Origin of the sequence: Burkholderia sola, from assembly GCF_905400185.1 — a bacterium.
Taxonomy (GTDB): Bacteria; Pseudomonadota; Gammaproteobacteria; order Burkholderiales; family Burkholderiaceae; genus Burkholderia; species Burkholderia sola.
The window spans coordinates 1,258,807-1,277,252 of the sequence record NZ_FR989677.1; the positions used below are offsets into that span (position 1 = coordinate 1,258,807).

Below are 18,446 nucleotides of genomic sequence, written 5' to 3' on the forward strand. Positions count from 1 at the left end.
GGGGCGCGACGGGGATACATCGATAGTAGACAGCCCATACATTGCAATCAATGACAAACGGAATCTAGAATCGTGATCGTTTTTGCCATGTCGGGAGGACGCAGGAAAATGGGGCCGCAGATGATTTCGCCGGATTTCGTCGACGATGCGCTCGCGTGCCTGCGCCGGCACGACCTGCCGACGGCGCCCGTGCTGCGCACCGCCGGGCTGCCGGCCGTCGTGCGCGAGCCCGTCACGCCGCAGCAGTACGGCCGACTGTGGCTCGCGATCGCGGGCGTGCTCGACGACGAATTCTTCGGCCTCGCCGCGCGCCCGATGCGGCGCGGCAGTTTCACGCTGCTGTGCCACGCAGTACTGCATGCGGGCACGCTCGATAAGGCGCTGCGGCGCGCGCTGCAGTTCCTCCGGGTCGTGCTCGATGAACCGCACGGCGAGCTCGTCGTGGCCGACGGGCACGCGCAGATCGTGCTGGCGCAATCGGGCACGCCATACCCGGCGTTCGCATACCGGACGTTCTGGCTGATCCTGCTCGGCGTCGCGTGCTGGCTGATCGGCCGGCGCATCCCGCTGCAGCGCATCGATTTCGCGTGCCCGAGCCCCGGCCAGCGCAGCGACTATCACCAGTTCTTCGGCGTCCCCGTGCATTTCGACCGGCCCGACAGCCGGCTCGCATTCAACGCCGCCTATCTCGCGCTGCCGACGATCCGTTCGGAGCAGGCGCTGAAGACCTTCCTGCGCGGCGCGCCCGGCAACCTCCTCGTGCGCTACCGGCACGACACGGGCTGGGTCGCGAAGACGCGCGCGTACCTGAAGGCGCTGCCGGCCGCCGAGTGGCCCGACTTCGACACGCTGGCCGCGCGCCTCGACACGACGCCCGCGACGCTGCGGCGGCGTTTGCGCAGCGAAGGGCAAAGCTTCGCGGCGATCAAGGACGAGTTGCGCGGTGCGCTGGCCCAGTCGCTGCTGCGCGGGCACGCGCTCAGCGTCGCGGAGATCGCGGCCGAACTCGGCTTCACCGAGCCGAGCGCGTTTCATCGCGCGTTCCGGAAATGGACGGGCACGAGCCCCGGTGCATTTCGGCGCGACGTGCATGCGGCGAACGCGGAGTCTTGAGTGGCATGCAGGCGCGGAGCGTCTCGCCACGCGCCGCTGATACGATGCACCCACGTGGCTGCCGTCCGTTGTCCGCGGACCGCGGCGAACACCGATCTACCATCACCGCTCACGCTCCGATGCAAGCCACCCACTTTTCCGACACCGAACTGGCCGTTCTGCGCGCGCACGGTATCGTGCTGTTTGCCGGCCGCGTGATCTTCGACGCGCAACCGGCGATGGCGGCCGACCAGATCGCGGCCGTGCAGGCCTGCTGTCACGGCGACATTCCGCTCCCGTTGCTCGAGCTATGGCGCGTCACGGCCGGCGGCAGCCTCGACTACGACCTGACGCTGGAGATGAACGGCAATGTCGAAGCGATCAGCTGGAGCGAGTTGTTCTACAACGGCAGCGACGGTTACCGCGACCTGCAGGGCTGGATCGACCATGAACTCGAACTGGCCGAAGAAGCCGCGGAAGAGAACGCGCGCACGTGGAACGGCAAAATCGGTGCGCTGCCGTTCGGCGGCTTCGAATATTGCGACCGCATCTACGTCGTGACGGAGCCCGGCGCCCACGACTATGGCCATGTACTTGCGTGGAAACAGGGGTTGCCGCCCGCGTGGCGCGGCGCGATGCACGAGGACGGTGTCGCGACGATCGCCCCCGATCTGTACGCGGCATTCGGCGCGCTGCAGCTTCATGTCGACCCGCTGGCGCCCGGCGGCGAACCAGGCACCGGTGTCACGCTGCTCGAATACGTCGATGAACGCCGCGACGATCATGGCCTGTCGGCATCGCTGGCGGACAAGCTGATCGCGTTCTATCGACAAGCGGTGATCGACTGGCGCACGCCGCTCGCCGACGGCACACTCGGCGCGCAGCCGGTGCTCGCACGTCACGCATTGCGCCATGCGATCGATCACGACGATGCGGCACTCATCGCGCGATTGGCGCCGCTTGTCGCCGATCTCGGCGTGGCGCTCGCCGGCAGTTCGATTCCGACGGATTACGCGCTGCGACGCCAGAAGTTTTCCGCCGCCGCCGCGTTGCTCGCAGCGGGCGCACCGGTCGTGCCCGATGCGCTGGCATCCGTGTCCGGCGCCATACCCGCCATCCTGATGCGCATGCTGCTTGACGCCGGCGTGCAGCCGGATGCCGACGCAATGGCGCGTTGCGTCGCGGGCGGCGGCACCGATAGCGCACGGCTGATCGGCGCAGCGCTGTCGGCCCATGGCGTCGATACAGCAGCTGCCTACCGCGCGGCGAGCGAGAAACTGCTGGACAAGCTGCAGGCCGACATCCGCAAGGTTCGCGCCGGCAAGCTCAGCCACTATCTCGGGCTCGACGGGCTCGAAGAACACGCCGAGCGCCTGCGGACATTCGATTGCTGACGTCAAGCAGGCGCCGATGCGCCGTGGGTTTGCCTGCAGCATCGCCGTCCGGGTGCCGTTTGTTTGGATCGGATTTCTCCCACGTTCCGGTGCGAATCTGCATGAAGCTCGCCGCACCGCAGCGCGCGTATGACGTTGCACCCCGATCCGTCAGACCACATACTGGTCGGCCGGTCTGAACGAGGTTGCGCCGATGGTGAATGTCGATGGGAGCGCCGCTTCGATCTTCGGCGTGATCGGAACGGCCGTGTCGTTGCTGGCAGCGATCCCTTACGCGCTCGCGATCTACCGGCGCACCGTTCGCCCGCATCTGTTCACGTGGCTCGTGTGGTCGGTCGTCACGGCGATCGCGGCCGCCGGCCAGTTCGTCGCGGGCGCGGGGCCGTCCGCGTGGTGCACGGCGGCGATTGCCGTCACGTGCTTTTTGACGCTGATCGCCAGCCTGTTTCGCGGCGAGCGTGGCTGGACGGGCCTCGACTGGTTGTTCCTGTGCGTGGCACTGTCGGCCATTCCGCTGTGGATGCTGACCGACGATCCGACGGTGTCGATCTGTCTGGTCACGCTGATCGAGCTTGCCGGCCTTGGCCCGACCGTGCGCAAGACGATCCGCGATCCGTGGAGCGAGAGCTTCGCCTATTTCGCGCTGTGCGTGCTCAAGTACGCACTGGCGTTGCTGGCATTGAGCACGTGGAGTGTCGCGGTCGCGTTCTATCCGGTCGTCAATCTCATCGCGTCGATCGGCATCTGCCTGGTGATGCTGGTCCGACGTCAGTCGTTGTCAAATGCGCGGTAGGCTGCGTTTGTCGCCGCCGTGCCGCTTCCCTTCCGAAATGATGCGAGGTCTGACATGGATGCAATCCGTACCGTCATCGAACCCTGCGAAACCGCGCTCCGCGCAGCGATGCTGGCCAACGATGTCGAAGCGCTCGACGCGCTACTGGACGACGATCTGGTATTCACCGTCCCGACCGGCCAGATCATCTCGAAGGAGGACGACCTCACCGCGCATCGCGCGAAGCTTCTGCGTCTCGACGCACTCGACGTCCACGAAATGCGTGCATGCGCGATCGACGAGATGATCCTGACCACGACGCGAGCGAAGCTCGCAGGCCATTTCGATGGCGCGGCATTCGCCGGTACGTTTGCCTATACGCGACTTTGGCGTCGATCGGACGCCAAATGGCGGGTCGTTGCCGGACATGCATCGCAGGTCATGTCATTGCGCCGGCCGTGCGGGGATCAATAGTGTCGGGCAACGCCCCCGCGAGCATGCTGGCCATCAATCGGGCAATGCTACGCCGCGGTTCTGACGATGCACTGATGAAGACGCCGGCCGACGTGGTGTCGGCAGTGATGAGAGACGAAATGCACAACCTATTTGCCGTGCGTTCTGCGCGTGCCGCGGACGCGGACGAACTCGCGCGACTGGCGCGCCTGTCGAAAGCGCACTGGGGCTATCCAAAGGAATGGCTCGACTTGTGGCAAAAAGATCTTACGATTTCGCCGGAGACGATCGAAGGGGCGATTGGCTACGTCGCGGAATCAGGCGAGTCGATCATCGGGTTCTGGATCCGAGCATCATTGGATTCGGATCTGCCGACACCCGGATGGCTGTTCGTTCATCCCGATCATATGGGCCAGGGCATCGCCCGTGCTCTGTGGGAATCAGTTCGGACCGAAGCCGCCGCGAGAGGAATTAAGCGCTTTGTGATCGAAGCCGATCCCAATGCTGCACCGTTCTATCTGGCGTTGGGAGCCGAAAAAATCGGCGAAAAAGAATCGGGTGTCATCCCGGGTAGATTCTTTCCGATCTTGCGGATTCCGGTCTGATAGGAGCAGATGGCAGCAAGATCGCTCACCGCGTGCAATTGATGGGATTGAGCTACCGACTGCGGTAACAGAGGTTGCAGCGGAAACAGCGGAGTTGGATCAGTCCGGCCAGCGGGCCTGATAACGCCGTTTACGCCCCAGCTCGTGTCGCGAGGCACACCGAACATTTCCGCCGCCGAAATGCAAAAACCCCCGCCTTTCGGACGGGGGTTTTTGGCTTGAGGGAGCCTGACGATTACCTACTTTCACACGGGAATCCGCACTATCATCGGCGTAGAGTCGTTTCACGGTCCTGTTCGGGATGGGAAGGGGTGGGACCGACTCGCTATGGTCATCAGGCAAAGGGGGTTGTCGCGTTGCTTCGCAGCGCGACCAATCCTGGAAGAAGCAGTAATTTAGGTGGGTTGTGAGGTTGTATCTCACACATACGCGGTAGTTCAACCGTCGTACGTCGAGTGCCTCGCACTCGACGCTCGATGTCCGTAAGCGCTGAAGCGCTAACGGGCATCGAGACAGACTTGTTATAGGATCAAGCCTTACGGGCAATTAGTATCAGTTAGCTGAACGCATTACTGCGCTTACACACCTGACCTATCAACGTCCTGGTCTCGAACGACCCTTCAAGGGGATCTAGTCCCCAGGGATATCTCATCTTAAGGCGAGTTTCCCGCTTAGATGCTTTCAGCGGTTATCTCTTCCGAACATAGCTACCCGGCGATGCCACTGGCGTGACAACCGGTACACCAGAGGTTCGTCCACTCCGGTCCTCTCGTACTAGGAGCAGCCCCCTTCAAATATCCAACGCCCACGGCAGATAGGGACCAAACTGTCTCACGACGTTTTAAACCCAGCTCACGTACCTCTTTAAATGGCGAACAGCCATACCCTTGGGACCGGCTACAGCCCCAGGATGAGATGAGCCGACATCGAGGTGCCAAACACCGCCGTCGATATGAACTCTTGGGCGGTATCAGCCTGTTATCCCCAGAGTACCTTTTATCCGTTGAGCGATGGCCCTTCCATACAGAACCACCGGATCACTATGACCTGCTTTCGCACCTGCTCGACTTGTCGGTCTCGCAGTTAAGCACGCTTATGCCATTGCACTATCAGCACGATTTCCGACCGTACCTAGCGTACCTTCGTACTCCTCCGTTACGCTTTGGGAGGAGACCGCCCCAGTCAAACTGCCTACCATGCACTGTCCCCGACCCGGATCACGGGCCAAGGTTAGAACCTCAAACAAACCAGGGTGGTATTTCAAGGACGGCTCCACCGAAACTAGCGTTCCGGTTTCATAGCCTCCCACCTATCCTACACAGATCGGTTCAAAGTCCAATGCAAAGCTACAGTAAAGGTTCATGGGGTCTTTCCGTCTAGCCGCGGGTAGATTGCATCATCACAAACACTTCAACTTCGCTGAGTCTCGGGAGGAGACAGTGTGGCCATCGTTACGCCATTCGTGCAGGTCGGAACTTACCCGACAAGGAATTTCGCTACCTTAGGACCGTTATAGTTACGGCCGCCGTTTACCGGGACTTCAATCAAGAGCTTGCACCCCATCATTTAATCTTCCGGCACCGGGCAGGCGTCACACCCTATACGTCCACTTTCGTGTTTGCAGAGTGCTGTGTTTTTATTAAACAGTCGCAGCCACCAGTTTATTGCAACCCCTTCACCCTCCTGGCGCAGGCCAGTCAAGCTACAAGGGCGTACCTTATCCCGAAGTTACGGTACCAATTTGCCGAGTTCCTTCTCCCGAGTTCTCTCAAGCGCCTTAGAATACTCATCTCGCCCACCTGTGTCGGTTTGCGGTACGGTCATCGTTAGACTGAAGCTTAGAGGCTTTTCTTGGAACCACTTCCAATTGCTTCGCTCCCTAAGGAGCTCGCGCCACACCCTTGAATTGCGCGCCCGGATTTGCCTAAGCGCCTTCTCCAATGCAGCGACCGGGACTTCCAACACCCGGACAACCTTCCGCGATCCGTCCCCCCATCGCATCTAACAATGGTGCAGGAATATTGACCTGCTTCCCATCAGCTACGCATTTCTGCCTCGCCTTAGGGGCCGACTCACCCTACGCCGATGAACGTTGCGTAGGAAACCTTGGGCTTACGGCGAGGGGGCCTTTCACCCCCTTTATCGCTACTCATGTCAGCATTCGCACTTCCGATACCTCCAGCACCCTTTACAAGGCACCTTCGCAGGCTTACGGAACGCTCTCCTACCATGCGAGCAAGCTCGCATCCGCAGCTTCGGTATATAGCTTAGCCCCGTTACATCTTCCGCGCAGGACGACTCGATCAGTGAGCTATTACGCTTTCTTTAAAGGGTGGCTGCTTCTAAGCCAACCTCCTGACTGTTTTAGCCTTCCCACTTCGTTTCCCACTTAGCTATATTTGGGGACCTTAGCTGGCGGTCTGGGTTGTTTCCCTCTTGACACCGGACGTTAGCACCCGATGTCTGTCTCCCGTGATTGCACTCTTCGGTATTCGGAGTTTGCTATGGCGGGGTAATCTGCAATAGACCCCCCAACCATGACAGTGCTCTACCCCCGAAGGTGAGACACGAGGCACTACCTAAATAGTTTTCGGAGAGAACCAGCTATTTCCAGGTTTGTTTAGCCTTTCACCCCTATCCACAGCTCATCCCCTAACTTTTCAACGTTAGTGGGTTCGGACCTCCAGTACGTGTTACCGCACCTTCATCCTGGCCATGGATAGATCACCTGGTTTCGGGTCTACGCCCAGCAACTGAACGCCCTATTCGGACTCGCTTTCGCTACGCCTGCCCTATACGGTTAAGCTTGCTACTGAACGTAAGTCGCTGACCCATTATACAAAAGGTACGCCGTCACCCCTTGCGAGGCTCCGACTGTTTGTATGCATGCGGTTTCAGGATCTATTTCACTCCCCTCCCGGGGTTCTTTTCGCCTTTCCCTCACGGTACTGGTTCACTATCGGTCGATCACGAGTATTTAGCCTTGGAGGATGGTCCCCCCATCTTCAGACAGGATTTCACGTGTCCCGCCCTACTTGTCGCACACCTAGTTCTTTCATACTGTTTTCGCCTACAGGGCTATCACCTGCTATGGCCGCACTTTCCAGAGCGTTCGGCTAACAATACAAATAAAGAGTGCAAGGCTCATCCCATTTCGCTCGCCACTACTTTGGGAATCTCGGTTGATTTCTTTTCCTGCGGTTACTTAGATGTTTCAGTTCACCGCGTTCGCTTCACTGGACCTATGTATTCAGTCCAGGATGACCCAAAAGGGCCGGGTTTCCCCATTCGGACATCTACGGATCAAAGCTCGTTTGCCAGCTCCCCGTAGCTTTTCGCAGGCTACCGCGTCCTTCATCGCCTGTGATCGCCAAGGCATCCACCACATGCACTTGTTCGCTTGACCCTATAACGAGTCTGTCTCGTTACAGGTTGAGTTCTCGCGTTGTGCCGTATTCCAATTGAGTCGAACATAGAGTTCGAATCATCTTGAGATACATCGATACAATCACAACCCGGATAACTTCCACGTCCATCTCGAGACGCTTCCGCTATCCAAATTACTTACTTCTTCCAGATTGTTAAAGAACGACAGCCGATACATACTACGTATCACTCTGACTGGCTCAATCGCCAATGACAAAGACTCGAACAACGCTTCGTTCGAACGCTTGTCATTGAAGATTGGTGGAGGCAGACGGGATCGAACCGACGACCCCCTGCTTGCAAAGCAGGTGCTCTCCCAGCTGAGCTATGCCCCCATTGAGTACAGATGACCTCAGGTACTACAGCCTATCGGCATGGGCTGCTCGTAAGCGCTAAAGCGCTAACGATCACCGACACGTCAGACAATGGTGGGTCTGGTTGGATTCGAACCAACGACCCCCGCCTTATCAAGACGGTGCTCTAACCGACTGAGCTACAGACCCCTGAGTCTGTCTTTGATTTACAGCCGATAAGCGTGAGCGCTCAACTTTGCGAGATAGCTCTGGAAAGGAGGTGATCCAGCCGCACCTTCCGATACGGCTACCTTGTTACGACTTCACCCCAGTCATGAATCCTACCGTGGTGACCGTCCTCCTTGCGGTTAGACTAGCCACTTCTGGTAAAACCCACTCCCATGGTGTGACGGGCGGTGTGTACAAGACCCGGGAACGTATTCACCGCGGCATGCTGATCCGCGATTACTAGCGATTCCAGCTTCATGCACTCGAGTTGCAGAGTGCAATCCGGACTACGATCGGTTTTCTGGGATTAGCTCCCCCTCGCGGGTTGGCAACCCTCTGTTCCGACCATTGTATGACGTGTGAAGCCCTACCCATAAGGGCCATGAGGACTTGACGTCATCCCCACCTTCCTCCGGTTTGTCACCGGCAGTCTCCTTAGAGTGCTCTTGCGTAGCAACTAAGGACAAGGGTTGCGCTCGTTGCGGGACTTAACCCAACATCTCACGACACGAGCTGACGACAGCCATGCAGCACCTGTGCGCCGGTTCTCTTTCGAGCACTCCCACCTCTCGGCAGGATTCCGACCATGTCAAGGGTAGGTAAGGTTTTTCGCGTTGCATCGAATTAATCCACATCATCCACCGCTTGTGCGGGTCCCCGTCAATTCCTTTGAGTTTTAATCTTGCGACCGTACTCCCCAGGCGGTCAACTTCACGCGTTAGCTACGTTACTAAGGAAATGAATCCCCAACAACTAGTTGACATCGTTTAGGGCGTGGACTACCAGGGTATCTAATCCTGTTTGCTCCCCACGCTTTCGTGCATGAGCGTCAGTATTGGCCCAGGGGGCTGCCTTCGCCATCGGTATTCCTCCACATCTCTACGCATTTCACTGCTACACGTGGAATTCTACCCCCCTCTGCCATACTCTAGCCTGCCAGTCACCAATGCAGTTCCCAGGTTGAGCCCGGGGATTTCACATCGGTCTTAGCAAACCGCCTGCGCACGCTTTACGCCCAGTAATTCCGATTAACGCTCGCACCCTACGTATTACCGCGGCTGCTGGCACGTAGTTAGCCGGTGCTTATTCTTCCGGTACCGTCATCCCCCGACTGTATTAGAGCCAAGGATTTCTTTCCGGACAAAAGTGCTTTACAACCCGAAGGCCTTCTTCACACACGCGGCATTGCTGGATCAGGCTTTCGCCCATTGTCCAAAATTCCCCACTGCTGCCTCCCGTAGGAGTCTGGGCCGTGTCTCAGTCCCAGTGTGGCTGGTCGTCCTCTCAGACCAGCTACTGATCGTCGCCTTGGTAGGCCTTTACCCCACCAACTAGCTAATCAGCCATCGGCCAACCCTATAGCGCGAGGCCCGAAGGTCCCCCGCTTTCATCCGTAGATCGTATGCGGTATTAATCCGGCTTTCGCCGGGCTATCCCCCACTACAGGACATGTTCCGATGTATTACTCACCCGTTCGCCACTCGCCACCAGGTGCAAGCACCCGTGCTGCCGTTCGACTTGCATGTGTAAGGCATGCCGCCAGCGTTCAATCTGAGCCAGGATCAAACTCTTCAGTTCAAACCTGTTACTGTTTTCGATTCCGTAGAACCGGTCGCTCACTCAAAGCTGACAGGAATATGAATCACTTCATAAACCTGACTTACTTTAGTGTGAGACTCTTGATACTTTCGCTATCTGATCCGAGGATCAGCTCGCTTTCATCAAGCGCCCACACTTATCGGCTGTTAATTTTTAAAGAGCATTCTGCGAGGAACTCCGTGTTTCCCGGCAGCGCTGCGTTTTCAGCAGCAGAGAAGCGAGATTATGAACCGCGTTTCGCAGCTCGTCAACAACTTTTTACACTACATCGTTGCGACTGCGGGGCTCAACTTCCTGTACCGCCAAGGCTCGCTACGACCGAACCCCAACAGCACCGCTTTCCTTCCTCCCGCGCCGCGTTTCCGTTAGCGCGAAAGAGGCGTGATTCTAAGCACCTGCCCCCATCCGCGCAAGCCCTTTGTGAAGAAAGTTTGAAAAAGCCTCCGTGCGGTGGCGCGTACGGAGGCTTCTGGCTCGACGGACCGTAAAACGCAACGCCCGCCGCCCTCCAAAGATATGACGAAGGCGCCGCTTCCCTTCTATATAAGAGGACGCGGAACAAGCAAGGAAACGGGCGCGGTCGAGTATCATGCCGCGACCGAACCACGCACTCATATTGATGATGGACAGCACGACTCAATCCGGCGACAGCGACCTTCGCGACGAATATGCGGCACTGCGCGAACGCGCGATCCTGCTGGAAGAACAGGTGCCGCCGCTTCTGCAACGCATCTCGGACATGTTGCCGCGCATCAGCGGCGAATCCGAACTGGCCGACACGCATCGCGAGCGGCTCGTCGGCGCACGCAATGCGGCGCTGGTCTCGATCGAAAACTATCAGCAGGCCATTCCGTTCCTGCAGACGGCCGACTCGATCATCGAGCAGCTGGACAAGGCGCCCGAACGCGACGAAGACATCGAGTGGCGCGAATCGCTGCTGCAACGGCTGGACGAGCTGATCGACGTCGCGGTCGTGATGATCGACGATGCGGACAGCTACTTCGAACACGCGCAAGCCTGCGACCTGTCCAGCGTGCCGAAATCCATCCTCGAGAATTGAGCAGGCTTACCCGAAATCGCGCGATGCAGAGGCGTCGCGCCACGCCCGCCGACAGTCGCTAGCTGACCTCTTCGTCGCCGGGCCTGCCGCATCCCCTCACGAAACGCCCCCTGCGATCGCCATCATCCCGCGCAGAGCCACACGCCACTCCTACGGCGAATCGAGCACGATCGTCTCGCTCACCATCGGCACACGGATGTATCCGCCCGCCGCATCGCCGTACGCATGCGCGTTCCCGTCGATCACGTATTGCGCGGTCAACGCACACAGCGTCGCGTCGCGCGCATCGACGGAACGCAGCGTCGATACGTCAATGCCCAGCCGCTCCAGCAAGTGCCGGCGCTGGTTGCGCTTCTGCTTCGCCGACGCCACGGCCTTGCCCAGCATCGCGCAGGTAATCGCATACGGATAGGTTTCGAAGCTCACGCGTCCGCCCGCGTAGCGCGCGTCGGTCAGCAGCGGATAGGCGCCGGCGAGCGCGCGGTAGACGCGCTCGCCCATGAACATCCAGTCGAAGAAGCCTGACGTGCTCGCGACGGCCTGCGCCCGCGACGGTGTCGGAAAGCACGAGATCCGTTCACGCGCGAGCGCCTGTTCGGCCGCGCGGCGGCCGCTCCCCGCCCACCACAGGCTCGGCGCGTCGACGCCGATGGCGACGACATCATGAGCGAGGCACAGGGCGGGCAGCGACTCGGGCACGATCCGCGCTTCCCGGCAGACGACCGTCGACCCACGCAGGATCACGAGATCGCACAGCTTCCTGTCGCCGCCGACGTCGACGCCCGCCACGGCAGCCGATTGCCGTGCGGCGGATCGGGCCGATCGCATAACGCGTGCGTCAGTCCGCCGGCCGCGCGGCGTACGCGGTGTCGAAGATCGCCTCGAGACCGGGATGGACGCCGCGCATCGGATCGACGACCGACTTCGCCCAGTCGAAGTACGCCTGCTTGCGTTCGAGCGGCCAGTCCGCGGGCGGATGCCGGGCGATGTCGCGCAGGTTGCAGATCTTGTCGGCCAGCTTCACGAGCTTCGCGCGCCGGCTGATGGTGGCCGCGTGTTCGACCTGCAGACGCTTGCGTTCTTCCTTAGGCAACGACTTGTCGTCGGTGACTTCCATCACGATGTCCGCCACGTCCTTGCCGAACAGCCGCAGCAATTCCTGCTCGGTCGTCTCCGTATCCTCGACCGTGTCGTGCAGCACCGCCGCGACGATCACGCGTTCGTCCTCGACGCCGGCTTCGTTGGCCAGCACGTCGGCGAGCGCGATCGGATGATTGATGTACGGCGACGCCTCTTCGTCCTTGCGCCGCTGATTGCGATGCTTGTCCGCCGCGAACGCAATCGCGGCTACCAGCTTCTTCATATTCCCCCCTCGTGTGGCCAGACCCGCGACCGTTGAACCGGCCGCATGCGTTTCGGAACTGCTCATACTACCTGTACGCGATGACCCTTCCCGCGCACCGACCCTCCGGCATACCGCGCATCACGCGCCGGCCGGCGCGCGCTGCAACTCGACCACGTTGACCCGCGCGCCGAATACGTCCCGCACGAGCGGCAGCAGGTGGTCGTGGTGCGTCAGGAACAGCACCTGGGTGCGCGTCGACAGATCGCGCAGCGCATCGAGCCCCGCCTTCGCGCGCGCATCGTCGAAATTGATGAACAGGTCGTCGGCGACGAACGGCAGTGCGGTGCGGCTGCCGAGCTGCAACTCCAGCGCCGCGATCCGCAGCGCGAGGAACAGCTGATCGCGCGTCCCTTCGCTCAGCCCGGCGACCTCGACCGACGTTCCCCTCGTGCGGCGCGCATACAGCGCGGGCGGCGCCCGCTCGGTATCGACGGTCAGCTTCGCGAATTCGCCCAGCGTGAGCCCCGCGAAAATCTCGCCCGCGCGCCGGAGCATCGGCCCCTGCTTCTGGTCGCGGTAGCGATCCGTCGCCCACTTCAGCAAGCGGCTCGCGGTGGCTGCCTCCAGATACTGTTCGGCCGTGTCGCCCATCGCCGCCAGCGCCTCCTGCCGTTTCGACTCGGCAACCGCCGCGTTCGCCTGGCCGTCGATCGCGCCGAACGCCTGGTCGGCCACGACCTGCTGCTGCGCCAGCTCGTTCAGCCGCTTGCCGACATCGCCGAGCGACTGCTTCACCGCTTCGAGATGCGCGGGCACGTCGGCAATGTCCTGTTCCGCCACCTCGGCCTCGACGGCGGACCGGGACAGCCCGTCGCCGTCGCGCACCAGCGCTTCATGCGCGGCATCGACCGCCTGCCGAAGCTGGCGCTGCCGATCCGAGCGCTCGGCCAACGGCAGCGCCGCGTCGATCGACGCGACGCCGGCCAGTTGCAGCAGCGGCTGGATCCGCGCATCGGCGCCCGCGACCGCGGCGGCCGCGTCCGCGACCTTGGCGTCGGCCTGCCGCACGGCCTCGTCGGCACGATCGATCGCCCGCGCGACTTCCCTGGCGGCCGCGAGGCGCATCGTCAGCCGGCGCGCCACGTCCGGCCAGTCGCCGCTCGCCAGCCATTCCGGCGCGAGCGCTTCGGCAAGCCGCCGCGCGCCGGCCTCGAGCGCGGCCAGCTCAGCGCGGATCGCGGCGATCCGGTTGCGCGGCGCGTCGGCATCGGCCAGTTCGGCCGTCACCGTGTTCGCGAGCCCGAGCGCGCCTTCCGCCGCGGCCAGCGTCGTCGCGCTCGCGGACAGTTTCGCGTCGGTCAGCGCGTCGCGCCATTGCGCTTGCCACGCGTCGTAAGCCGCTTGTGCAAGGTCGGCCCGCGACTGCGCGGTCTCGCACCCGCGTTCGGCTTCCCGCGCGCGATCGTCGAGACTGTCCTTTCGTGCGGCCGCTTTCTCGGCCGACTGGACGAAGGTCTCGGCAACGGCGACGAGCGCGGCCAGCCCGTCCGACTCGCCGCCTCGCGATACCGTTGACAGCGCCGCACGCAGCGCGGCTTCCGCGCCGGCGCGGGCAGCACGCATCGTGTCGAATTCGCGGCGCTGGCGATCGAGATCGGCCTGCGCGGCGAACACCGCGTCGCGCTTCGCCAGCCAGTCGCCCATCGCCGCCAGCGGCATGCCGGGCACCGCGGCCGCCGTCGCGAGCGCGGCCCAGGCGTCGCGATGCGCGGCGCGTTCGCGCTCGCGTTCGTCGAGCGCGGCCTGCCGGCGCGCCACGCCCGCACGCGCGGATTCGACCTGCTGACGCAGCGACTGCAGCGTCGCCGCGGCCTGGGTCGCGCCGAGCTGTGCATCGACGAGTTCGTCCGCGAGACGAATCGCGTCGTCGACCGCCGGTGCGCCCGTCACGAGATCGACGGCGCCGCGGCGGATATCGCCCCACGCGCCATCGCGACGCGCGCGTGCCGCCAGCACGTCGGCGGTCGTGACGACCTTGTGGTTCTCCGCGAAATGCCTTTCCTGCAATTCAAGCCGCTCGAGCTCTTCGAGCGCACCGTCCCGCGCGTCGCGCGCGGCAGCGACGGCGCTCGCGCGTTCGCTGTCTTCCTTGAGCAGCGCGGCAAGCCGCGCCGCCGACGGCACGTCGAGCGCACGCAGCGCGTCGACCGGCATGCGCCATTGGCCGAGTGCATCGAGCGCGCCGGACAGCGTGCGTTCGGCAGCCGCGATGTCGTGCGCGAGCGCCTGCTCGCGCGGGCCGCTGTTGCGAAAACCCTGCGCATCGGCCAGCGCCGCGCGCAACGCTTCCGGCACGTCGACGGTCGACAGGCGCGCCTGTTGTTCGCGGACCTGCACCAGTTCGCGCGTGCGTTCGTCGAGCGATTCGCGCGCGCCGGCAAGCGCCTGGTGCAGCGCGCCATGTTCGCGCAGCAGGTTCGCGACGGTCTTCAGCGACAGCGCCGTCGGCAACGCGGCGCGCAGCGACGCCTCGTCCGTCGGCCAGCCGAGCTGCGCGGCCGCCGACGACGCGGCGCACAGGTGCCGCTCGACGTCCGCGCCGAGCAGCAACAGATCCTGCGCGTGATTCATGCATGCGCCGCGCAGCCGATCGAGCGCCTCGATATCGGCTTCGAGCGCCAGCGCGTCGGCGTCCGCGGCGATCGCGTCGCGCGCCTGCCGCTTCGCGAGCAGGTCCGCACGCCGTTCCTCGAGCACCTTCCGCTCGGCCGCGAGATCGCCCTGCGCCTTCAGCAGATCCGCATACGCGGTCGGCGGCAACTCGACGACCGCGCCCAGTTCGGCCAGCGCCGCGTCCTTGACCGTCAGCTCCTTCAGGTACGGCGCGAGCCGCCGCACGCGTTCGAGCTTCGAGCGCAGCGCTTCGAGCCGGCGCTGTTCCGCGCGCGCCTGCTCGATCTGCTGCTCGACCGCTTCGCGCGCGTCCTTGCGATCGACCCAGTCGCGCGTGCGCACCTGGACCGTCTTCAGCTCGGCCACCGCTTCGTTGAATGCCGTTTCGGCCAGCGCGAACGCGCTACCGCTGCGACGCGGCGCCCACAATTCGAGCGCGCGCGCGTCGAGTTCCTCGCGCACCGGCCCGAGGCTGCCCACCCCGGCAGCCGATTCGAACAGCACCTGGCCGAGCTTGTCCGAGGCATCGAGAATGCTGCGGCCGCCATCGACCAGCCGCCCGTGATCGAGCCCGAACATCTGCTCGAAGAATTCGCGCGTCGCGCCATCGAGAATCGACGCCAGATAGTCGTCGGGCAGCTTGTCGTCGGCGGGCGTGCGCAACGGACTGCGCCCGCGCGCACGGTGGAACGCGAGTTCGCCCGTGCCGCTCTCCAGTACGCCGCCGATCCGCAACTCGGGCGTGCTGTGCAGGAAATCGAGCGGCGTCTGCAGCTTCATCCCGAACAGCAACTCGGACACGGCCGTGCGAATCGTCGACTTGCCGGCCTCGTTCGGCCCGACGATCACATGGAAATCCTCGGCGGCCGACGGGAACCGCAGCGTCTCGTCGGTGAACTTGCCGTACTTGATCAGATCGAGCTGACTGATGCGCATCGCTTATTCCCCCCTCGCGAGCCGCGCGAGCAACGCGGGCCCGACCTGCTCGACCAGCGCCGTCAGCTCGCCCGCCCGCGCCATCGTCAGCAACGGCACGTCCTCCTTCACGTCGCTACGGACCTTGCCGACGAACGGCTTCAGGTCGCGCTCGAGCAGCGCGAGGAAATCCGGATCGTGCGCGGCATCGGCCAGGATCTGCTTCAGGTCCTCCAGCGCTTCAAGTTGCTCGCTCTCGCCCGGCTGATGATCGGCAGCGGACGTCGCGAGCCGGACCTTCTCGAGCCACAGCCGCTCGTTGCCGATGATGCCGATCTGGTTCAGCACTTCCGCACGCAACTGCGGCGCGCGGCCGAAAAAGAGGCCGTGCGCGGGCGTGCGCCCCGTGACGGTGACGCGCACCGCGCGCGGCACGTGGCCGTCGACGGTCAACAGCGCCTCCAGCGACTGGCCGATCTTTCGCGACAGATCGGCCACCGACAGGCAATCGGACGCATCGACCGACACGGCTTCCCAGCGCAGCACGTCGAGATACAGACGTTCGACCTGCGTCCTGCCTTGCTCGACCGTGACGAGCACCGCGCCGCGCCGGCCCGTCTCGCGGATATGACGTCCCTGCAGGTTGCCGGGAAACACGACGGTGGAGGAGCCCGTCCATTGCTGGAATTCGTGCACGTGGCCGAGCGCCCAGTAGTCGTAGCCTTTCGCGTGCAGTTCGGCCAGCGTGCATGGCGCGTAGTTCGGATGCGCCGCGTAGCCTTCAAGCGCCGTGTGCAGCACGCCGATGTTGTAGTGCCCGGGCACCGGGTCCGGATAGCCGATCGCGAGATTGTCGACGACGGCCTTGTCCTTGAAGCTCTGGCCGTGCAGCGCGACGTCGAATTCCGGCAGCCTGACGGTTTCCGGCTTGCGGTGGCCGAACACGGTGACGTTGTCGGGCAGCGTCAGCTTCTTCGTCATCTCGCTTTCGGCATCGTGGTTGCCGCCGAGGACGAACGCGCGGATGCCGGCCTTGCGCAGGCGCCCCATCTGCTGGCCGAAGAAGATGCCGGTGTTGTGATCCTTCCAGTCGCCGTCGTACAGGTCGCCCGCGATCACGAGGAACGCGACTTCCTCTTCGATCGCACGATCCACGAGTTGCCGCAACGCCTCGCGCGACGCGTTGCGCAACTGCGCGGCCGGCGCGTCGGGATACGCGCTCAGGCCGTGCAACGGGCTGTCAAGGTGAATGTCTGCCGCGTGGATGAACTTCACGAAGGTTCCTCTGTTTCATGGCGAACGGGCGACGCCGCTCGCACGGGCCGTGCCGTCATGCGTCGTCCCGGTAGCCGCCGGGCTTGCCGCCGCACATGCGACACGCGTCGGACCGGATCATGCTGCCCGCTGCAAGCGGGTCGGGATGGTACCTGAAAGCGGGTAACGACATGCGCTCTCCGTCGGTCGGGATGACGGGGAAGCACGCGATACCGATGCGAACCGACATTGTGCCGCAGCACGAGCGAGCGACGGCGATACCGCGCCGCTGAAGAACGGGCAGCGCACGACATGATGGCCGCGCGATCGCCCAATAGCGCGGACGCGCGCCGAATCGTGTGTCGGGCGAAACCAAACGGGAACGGCGTTGAACGGGCAGCAGGAAAGCACACAGGCTCGCCCCGCGTGCGTCACGATGCACGCGAGCGCCCGGCTACCTGCGCTCACTCGCCGCGCGGGACCGGCGGCGGCGCATAGCCGTTGTCGTTGCCGGGAAACGGATTCGCGCTGCGGCGCAGCGCGTCCTCGTCGCTCTCCTTCTGCGCGAACAGCGCGACGCCGATCACGCCGACGTTCGCGGCATCGCCGTACTTCGAATTCGCGACATAGCTGTCGGGCACGGCCGCGAAGCGGAACGCGGCAACTTCGTCGCGGCTCTTGCGGAAGCCCTCGATCGTCAGCGTGCGGCCCGGATACAGCACGTAGCCGCCGTTCGTATAGCTGCCCGGCCGCCCCGACCGCACGTCGAGCCCGTCGACCGTCGACACGACTTCGAACGCGCGCCGCCCCTGGTTGCGCAACACGATCATGTAGCGCGATCCCTCGACGCCCGCCATGTGCCAGCGGCCGTCGCGGCGCGCGAGTCGCAGCGGCGCGCCCTTCTCGTCGGTAAACGACAGCGCGATGTCGCCGTTCGCGAGCGCGACGCGGGTCGGCAGCCGACGCACCTGCGACGCGGGAAGATGGCCGGGCAGCACGTCGTTGTAGTAAACCGACGCGAGATCCGTCGGATTCGCCGGATCCGCGCGTTCGAATTCGACCTGCCGGGTTTCGGATCGCACCGACTCGCCCCACGCGGTGCCGAGCCCGCGGCGCTCGCTGGCATCCGGTGCGGGAGCGGACGCGGTGGTACTGGAAGGCGGCGGGGGCGGCGCCGCACAGGCGGCCAGCCACAGCGCGCAGGCGAGCGCGAGAAGACGGAACAGAATGGTCATGACGTGATGCCTCGGAATGTTATCGGACCGCGCCGGGCGCGCCGGAACGGTGTTTTTGTATCGTCTGTCGTCACGGTGTCGATCGGACATGCTGGCCCGTGC

11 protein-coding genes, 2 tRNA genes and 3 rRNA genes are annotated in these 18,446 nt (G+C 63.2%); 6 read left to right on the plus strand and 10 right to left on the minus strand.

Going from position 1 to position 18,446, the window contains the following annotated elements:
- Nucleotides 1–108: 108 nt before the first annotated feature.
- The 5 genes from KR541_RS35610 to KR541_RS35630 all read left to right on the plus strand — a co-directional run bounded on the left by KR541_RS35610 (nt 109) and on the right by KR541_RS35630 (nt 4,316).
- Entirely contained in the window at nt 109–1,113 is a 1,005-nt protein-coding gene (locus KR541_RS35610) for an AraC family transcriptional regulator (protein ID WP_089490203.1), read from the plus strand.
- A gap of 119 nt (nt 1,114–1,232) precedes the next feature.
- Entirely contained in the window at nt 1,233–2,486 is a 1,254-nt protein-coding gene (locus KR541_RS35615) for a hypothetical protein (protein ID WP_050016184.1), read from the plus strand.
- Nucleotides 2,487–2,679: 193 nt separating this feature from the next.
- Nucleotides 2,680–3,279 carry a hypothetical protein gene (locus KR541_RS35620; RefSeq protein WP_050016186.1) on the plus strand — a complete coding sequence of 200 codons (600 nt, stop codon included), beginning with the start codon at nt 2,680–2,682 and terminating at the stop codon, nt 3,277–3,279.
- 54 nt (nt 3,280–3,333) lie between these two features.
- The gene (locus tag KR541_RS35625; RefSeq protein WP_050016188.1) at nt 3,334–3,732 is read left to right on the plus strand and encodes a nuclear transport factor 2 family protein; all 399 of its coding nucleotides are present in this window, start codon (nt 3,334–3,336) and stop codon (nt 3,730–3,732) included.
- Nucleotides 3,733–3,851: 119 nt separating this feature from the next.
- Entirely contained in the window at nt 3,852–4,316 is a 465-nt protein-coding gene (locus KR541_RS35630) for a GNAT family N-acetyltransferase (protein ID WP_050016196.1), read from the plus strand.
- A gap of 226 nt (nt 4,317–4,542) precedes the next feature.
- Here KR541_RS35630 and rrf read toward each other — a convergent pair.
- The 5 genes from rrf to KR541_RS35655 all read right to left on the minus strand — a co-directional run bounded on the left by rrf (nt 4,543) and on the right by KR541_RS35655 (nt 9,841).
- Nucleotides 4,543–4,655, minus strand: a 5S ribosomal RNA gene (rrf, locus tag KR541_RS35635).
- 186 nt (nt 4,656–4,841) lie between these two features.
- Nucleotides 4,842–7,722 (minus strand): 23S ribosomal RNA (locus KR541_RS35640).
- Nucleotides 7,723–8,001: 279 nt separating this feature from the next.
- Nucleotides 8,002–8,077 (minus strand) — tRNA-Ala (locus tag KR541_RS35645).
- Nucleotides 8,078–8,168: 91 nt separating this feature from the next.
- Nucleotides 8,169–8,245: transfer RNA gene (locus KR541_RS35650), tRNA-Ile, on the minus strand.
- A gap of 63 nt (nt 8,246–8,308) precedes the next feature.
- Nucleotides 8,309–9,841, minus strand: a 16S ribosomal RNA gene (locus KR541_RS35655).
- The 16S, 23S and 5S rRNA genes sit together here with 2 tRNA genes alongside, the layout of an rRNA operon.
- A gap of 610 nt (nt 9,842–10,451) precedes the next feature.
- Between KR541_RS35655 and KR541_RS35660 the strand changes: the two genes are divergently transcribed.
- Entirely contained in the window at nt 10,452–10,922 is a 471-nt protein-coding gene (locus KR541_RS35660) for a hypothetical protein (RefSeq protein ID WP_050016596.1), read from the plus strand.
- A gap of 150 nt (nt 10,923–11,072) precedes the next feature.
- Here KR541_RS35660 and KR541_RS35665 read toward each other — a convergent pair whose 3' ends face one another.
- The 5 genes from KR541_RS35665 to KR541_RS35685 all read right to left on the minus strand — a co-directional run bounded on the left by KR541_RS35665 (nt 11,073) and on the right by KR541_RS35685 (nt 18,344).
- On the minus strand, nt 11,073–11,750 hold the full coding sequence (locus tag KR541_RS35665; protein WP_050016598.1) for a DUF429 domain-containing protein: 678 nt from the start codon (nt 11,748–11,750) through the stop codon (nt 11,073–11,075).
- A gap of 10 nt (nt 11,751–11,760) precedes the next feature.
- Nucleotides 11,761–12,285 (minus strand): HD domain-containing protein, encoded by a 525-nt coding sequence (locus tag KR541_RS35670; RefSeq protein ID WP_006489846.1) that lies wholly within the window; start codon nt 12,283–12,285, stop codon nt 11,761–11,763.
- Nucleotides 12,286–12,405: 120 nt separating this feature from the next.
- Nucleotides 12,406–15,876 carry an ATP-binding protein gene (locus KR541_RS35675; protein WP_050016600.1) on the minus strand — a complete coding sequence of 1,157 codons (3,471 nt, stop codon included), beginning with the start codon at nt 15,874–15,876 and terminating at the stop codon, nt 12,406–12,408.
- A 3-nt stretch (nt 15,877–15,879) separates the two neighbouring features.
- The gene (locus tag KR541_RS35680; protein WP_050016601.1) at nt 15,880–17,130 is read right to left on the minus strand and encodes a metallophosphoesterase family protein; all 1,251 of its coding nucleotides are present in this window, start codon (nt 17,128–17,130) and stop codon (nt 15,880–15,882) included.
- Between the two features lie 443 nt (nt 17,131–17,573).
- Nucleotides 17,574–18,344, minus strand: a complete 771-nt coding sequence (locus KR541_RS35685) for a hypothetical protein (protein WP_050016603.1) — start codon at nt 18,342–18,344, stop codon at nt 17,574–17,576.
- Nucleotides 18,345–18,446 lie beyond the last annotated feature (102 nt).

What these genes read in the sequence shown, in the direction of transcription:
- KR541_RS35610 (WP_089490203.1), top strand. Translation starts at nt 109, where the DNA reads ATGGGGCCGCAGATGATTTCGCCGGATTTCGTCGACGATGCGCTCGCG.
- KR541_RS35615 (WP_050016184.1), top strand. Translation starts at nt 1,233, where the DNA reads ATGCAAGCCACCCACTTTTCCGACACCGAACTGGCCGTTCTGCGCGCG.
- KR541_RS35620 (WP_050016186.1), top strand. Translation starts at nt 2,680, where the DNA reads ATGGTGAATGTCGATGGGAGCGCCGCTTCGATCTTCGGCGTGATCGGA.
- KR541_RS35625 (WP_050016188.1), top strand. Translation starts at nt 3,334, where the DNA reads ATGGATGCAATCCGTACCGTCATCGAACCCTGCGAAACCGCGCTCCGC.
- KR541_RS35630 (WP_050016196.1), top strand. Translation starts at nt 3,852, where the DNA reads ATGCACAACCTATTTGCCGTGCGTTCTGCGCGTGCCGCGGACGCGGAC.
- KR541_RS35660 (WP_050016596.1), top strand. Translation starts at nt 10,452, where the DNA reads ATGCCGCGACCGAACCACGCACTCATATTGATGATGGACAGCACGACT.
- KR541_RS35665 (WP_050016598.1), bottom strand. Translation starts at nt 11,750, where the DNA reads ATGCGATCGGCCCGATCCGCCGCACGGCAATCGGCTGCCGTGGCGGGC.
- KR541_RS35670 (WP_006489846.1), bottom strand. Translation starts at nt 12,285, where the DNA reads ATGAAGAAGCTGGTAGCCGCGATTGCGTTCGCGGCGGACAAGCATCGC.
- KR541_RS35675 (WP_050016600.1), bottom strand. Translation starts at nt 15,876, where the DNA reads ATGCGCATCAGTCAGCTCGATCTGATCAAGTACGGCAAGTTCACCGAC.
- KR541_RS35685 (WP_050016603.1), bottom strand. Translation starts at nt 18,344, where the DNA reads ATGACCATTCTGTTCCGTCTTCTCGCGCTCGCCTGCGCGCTGTGGCTG.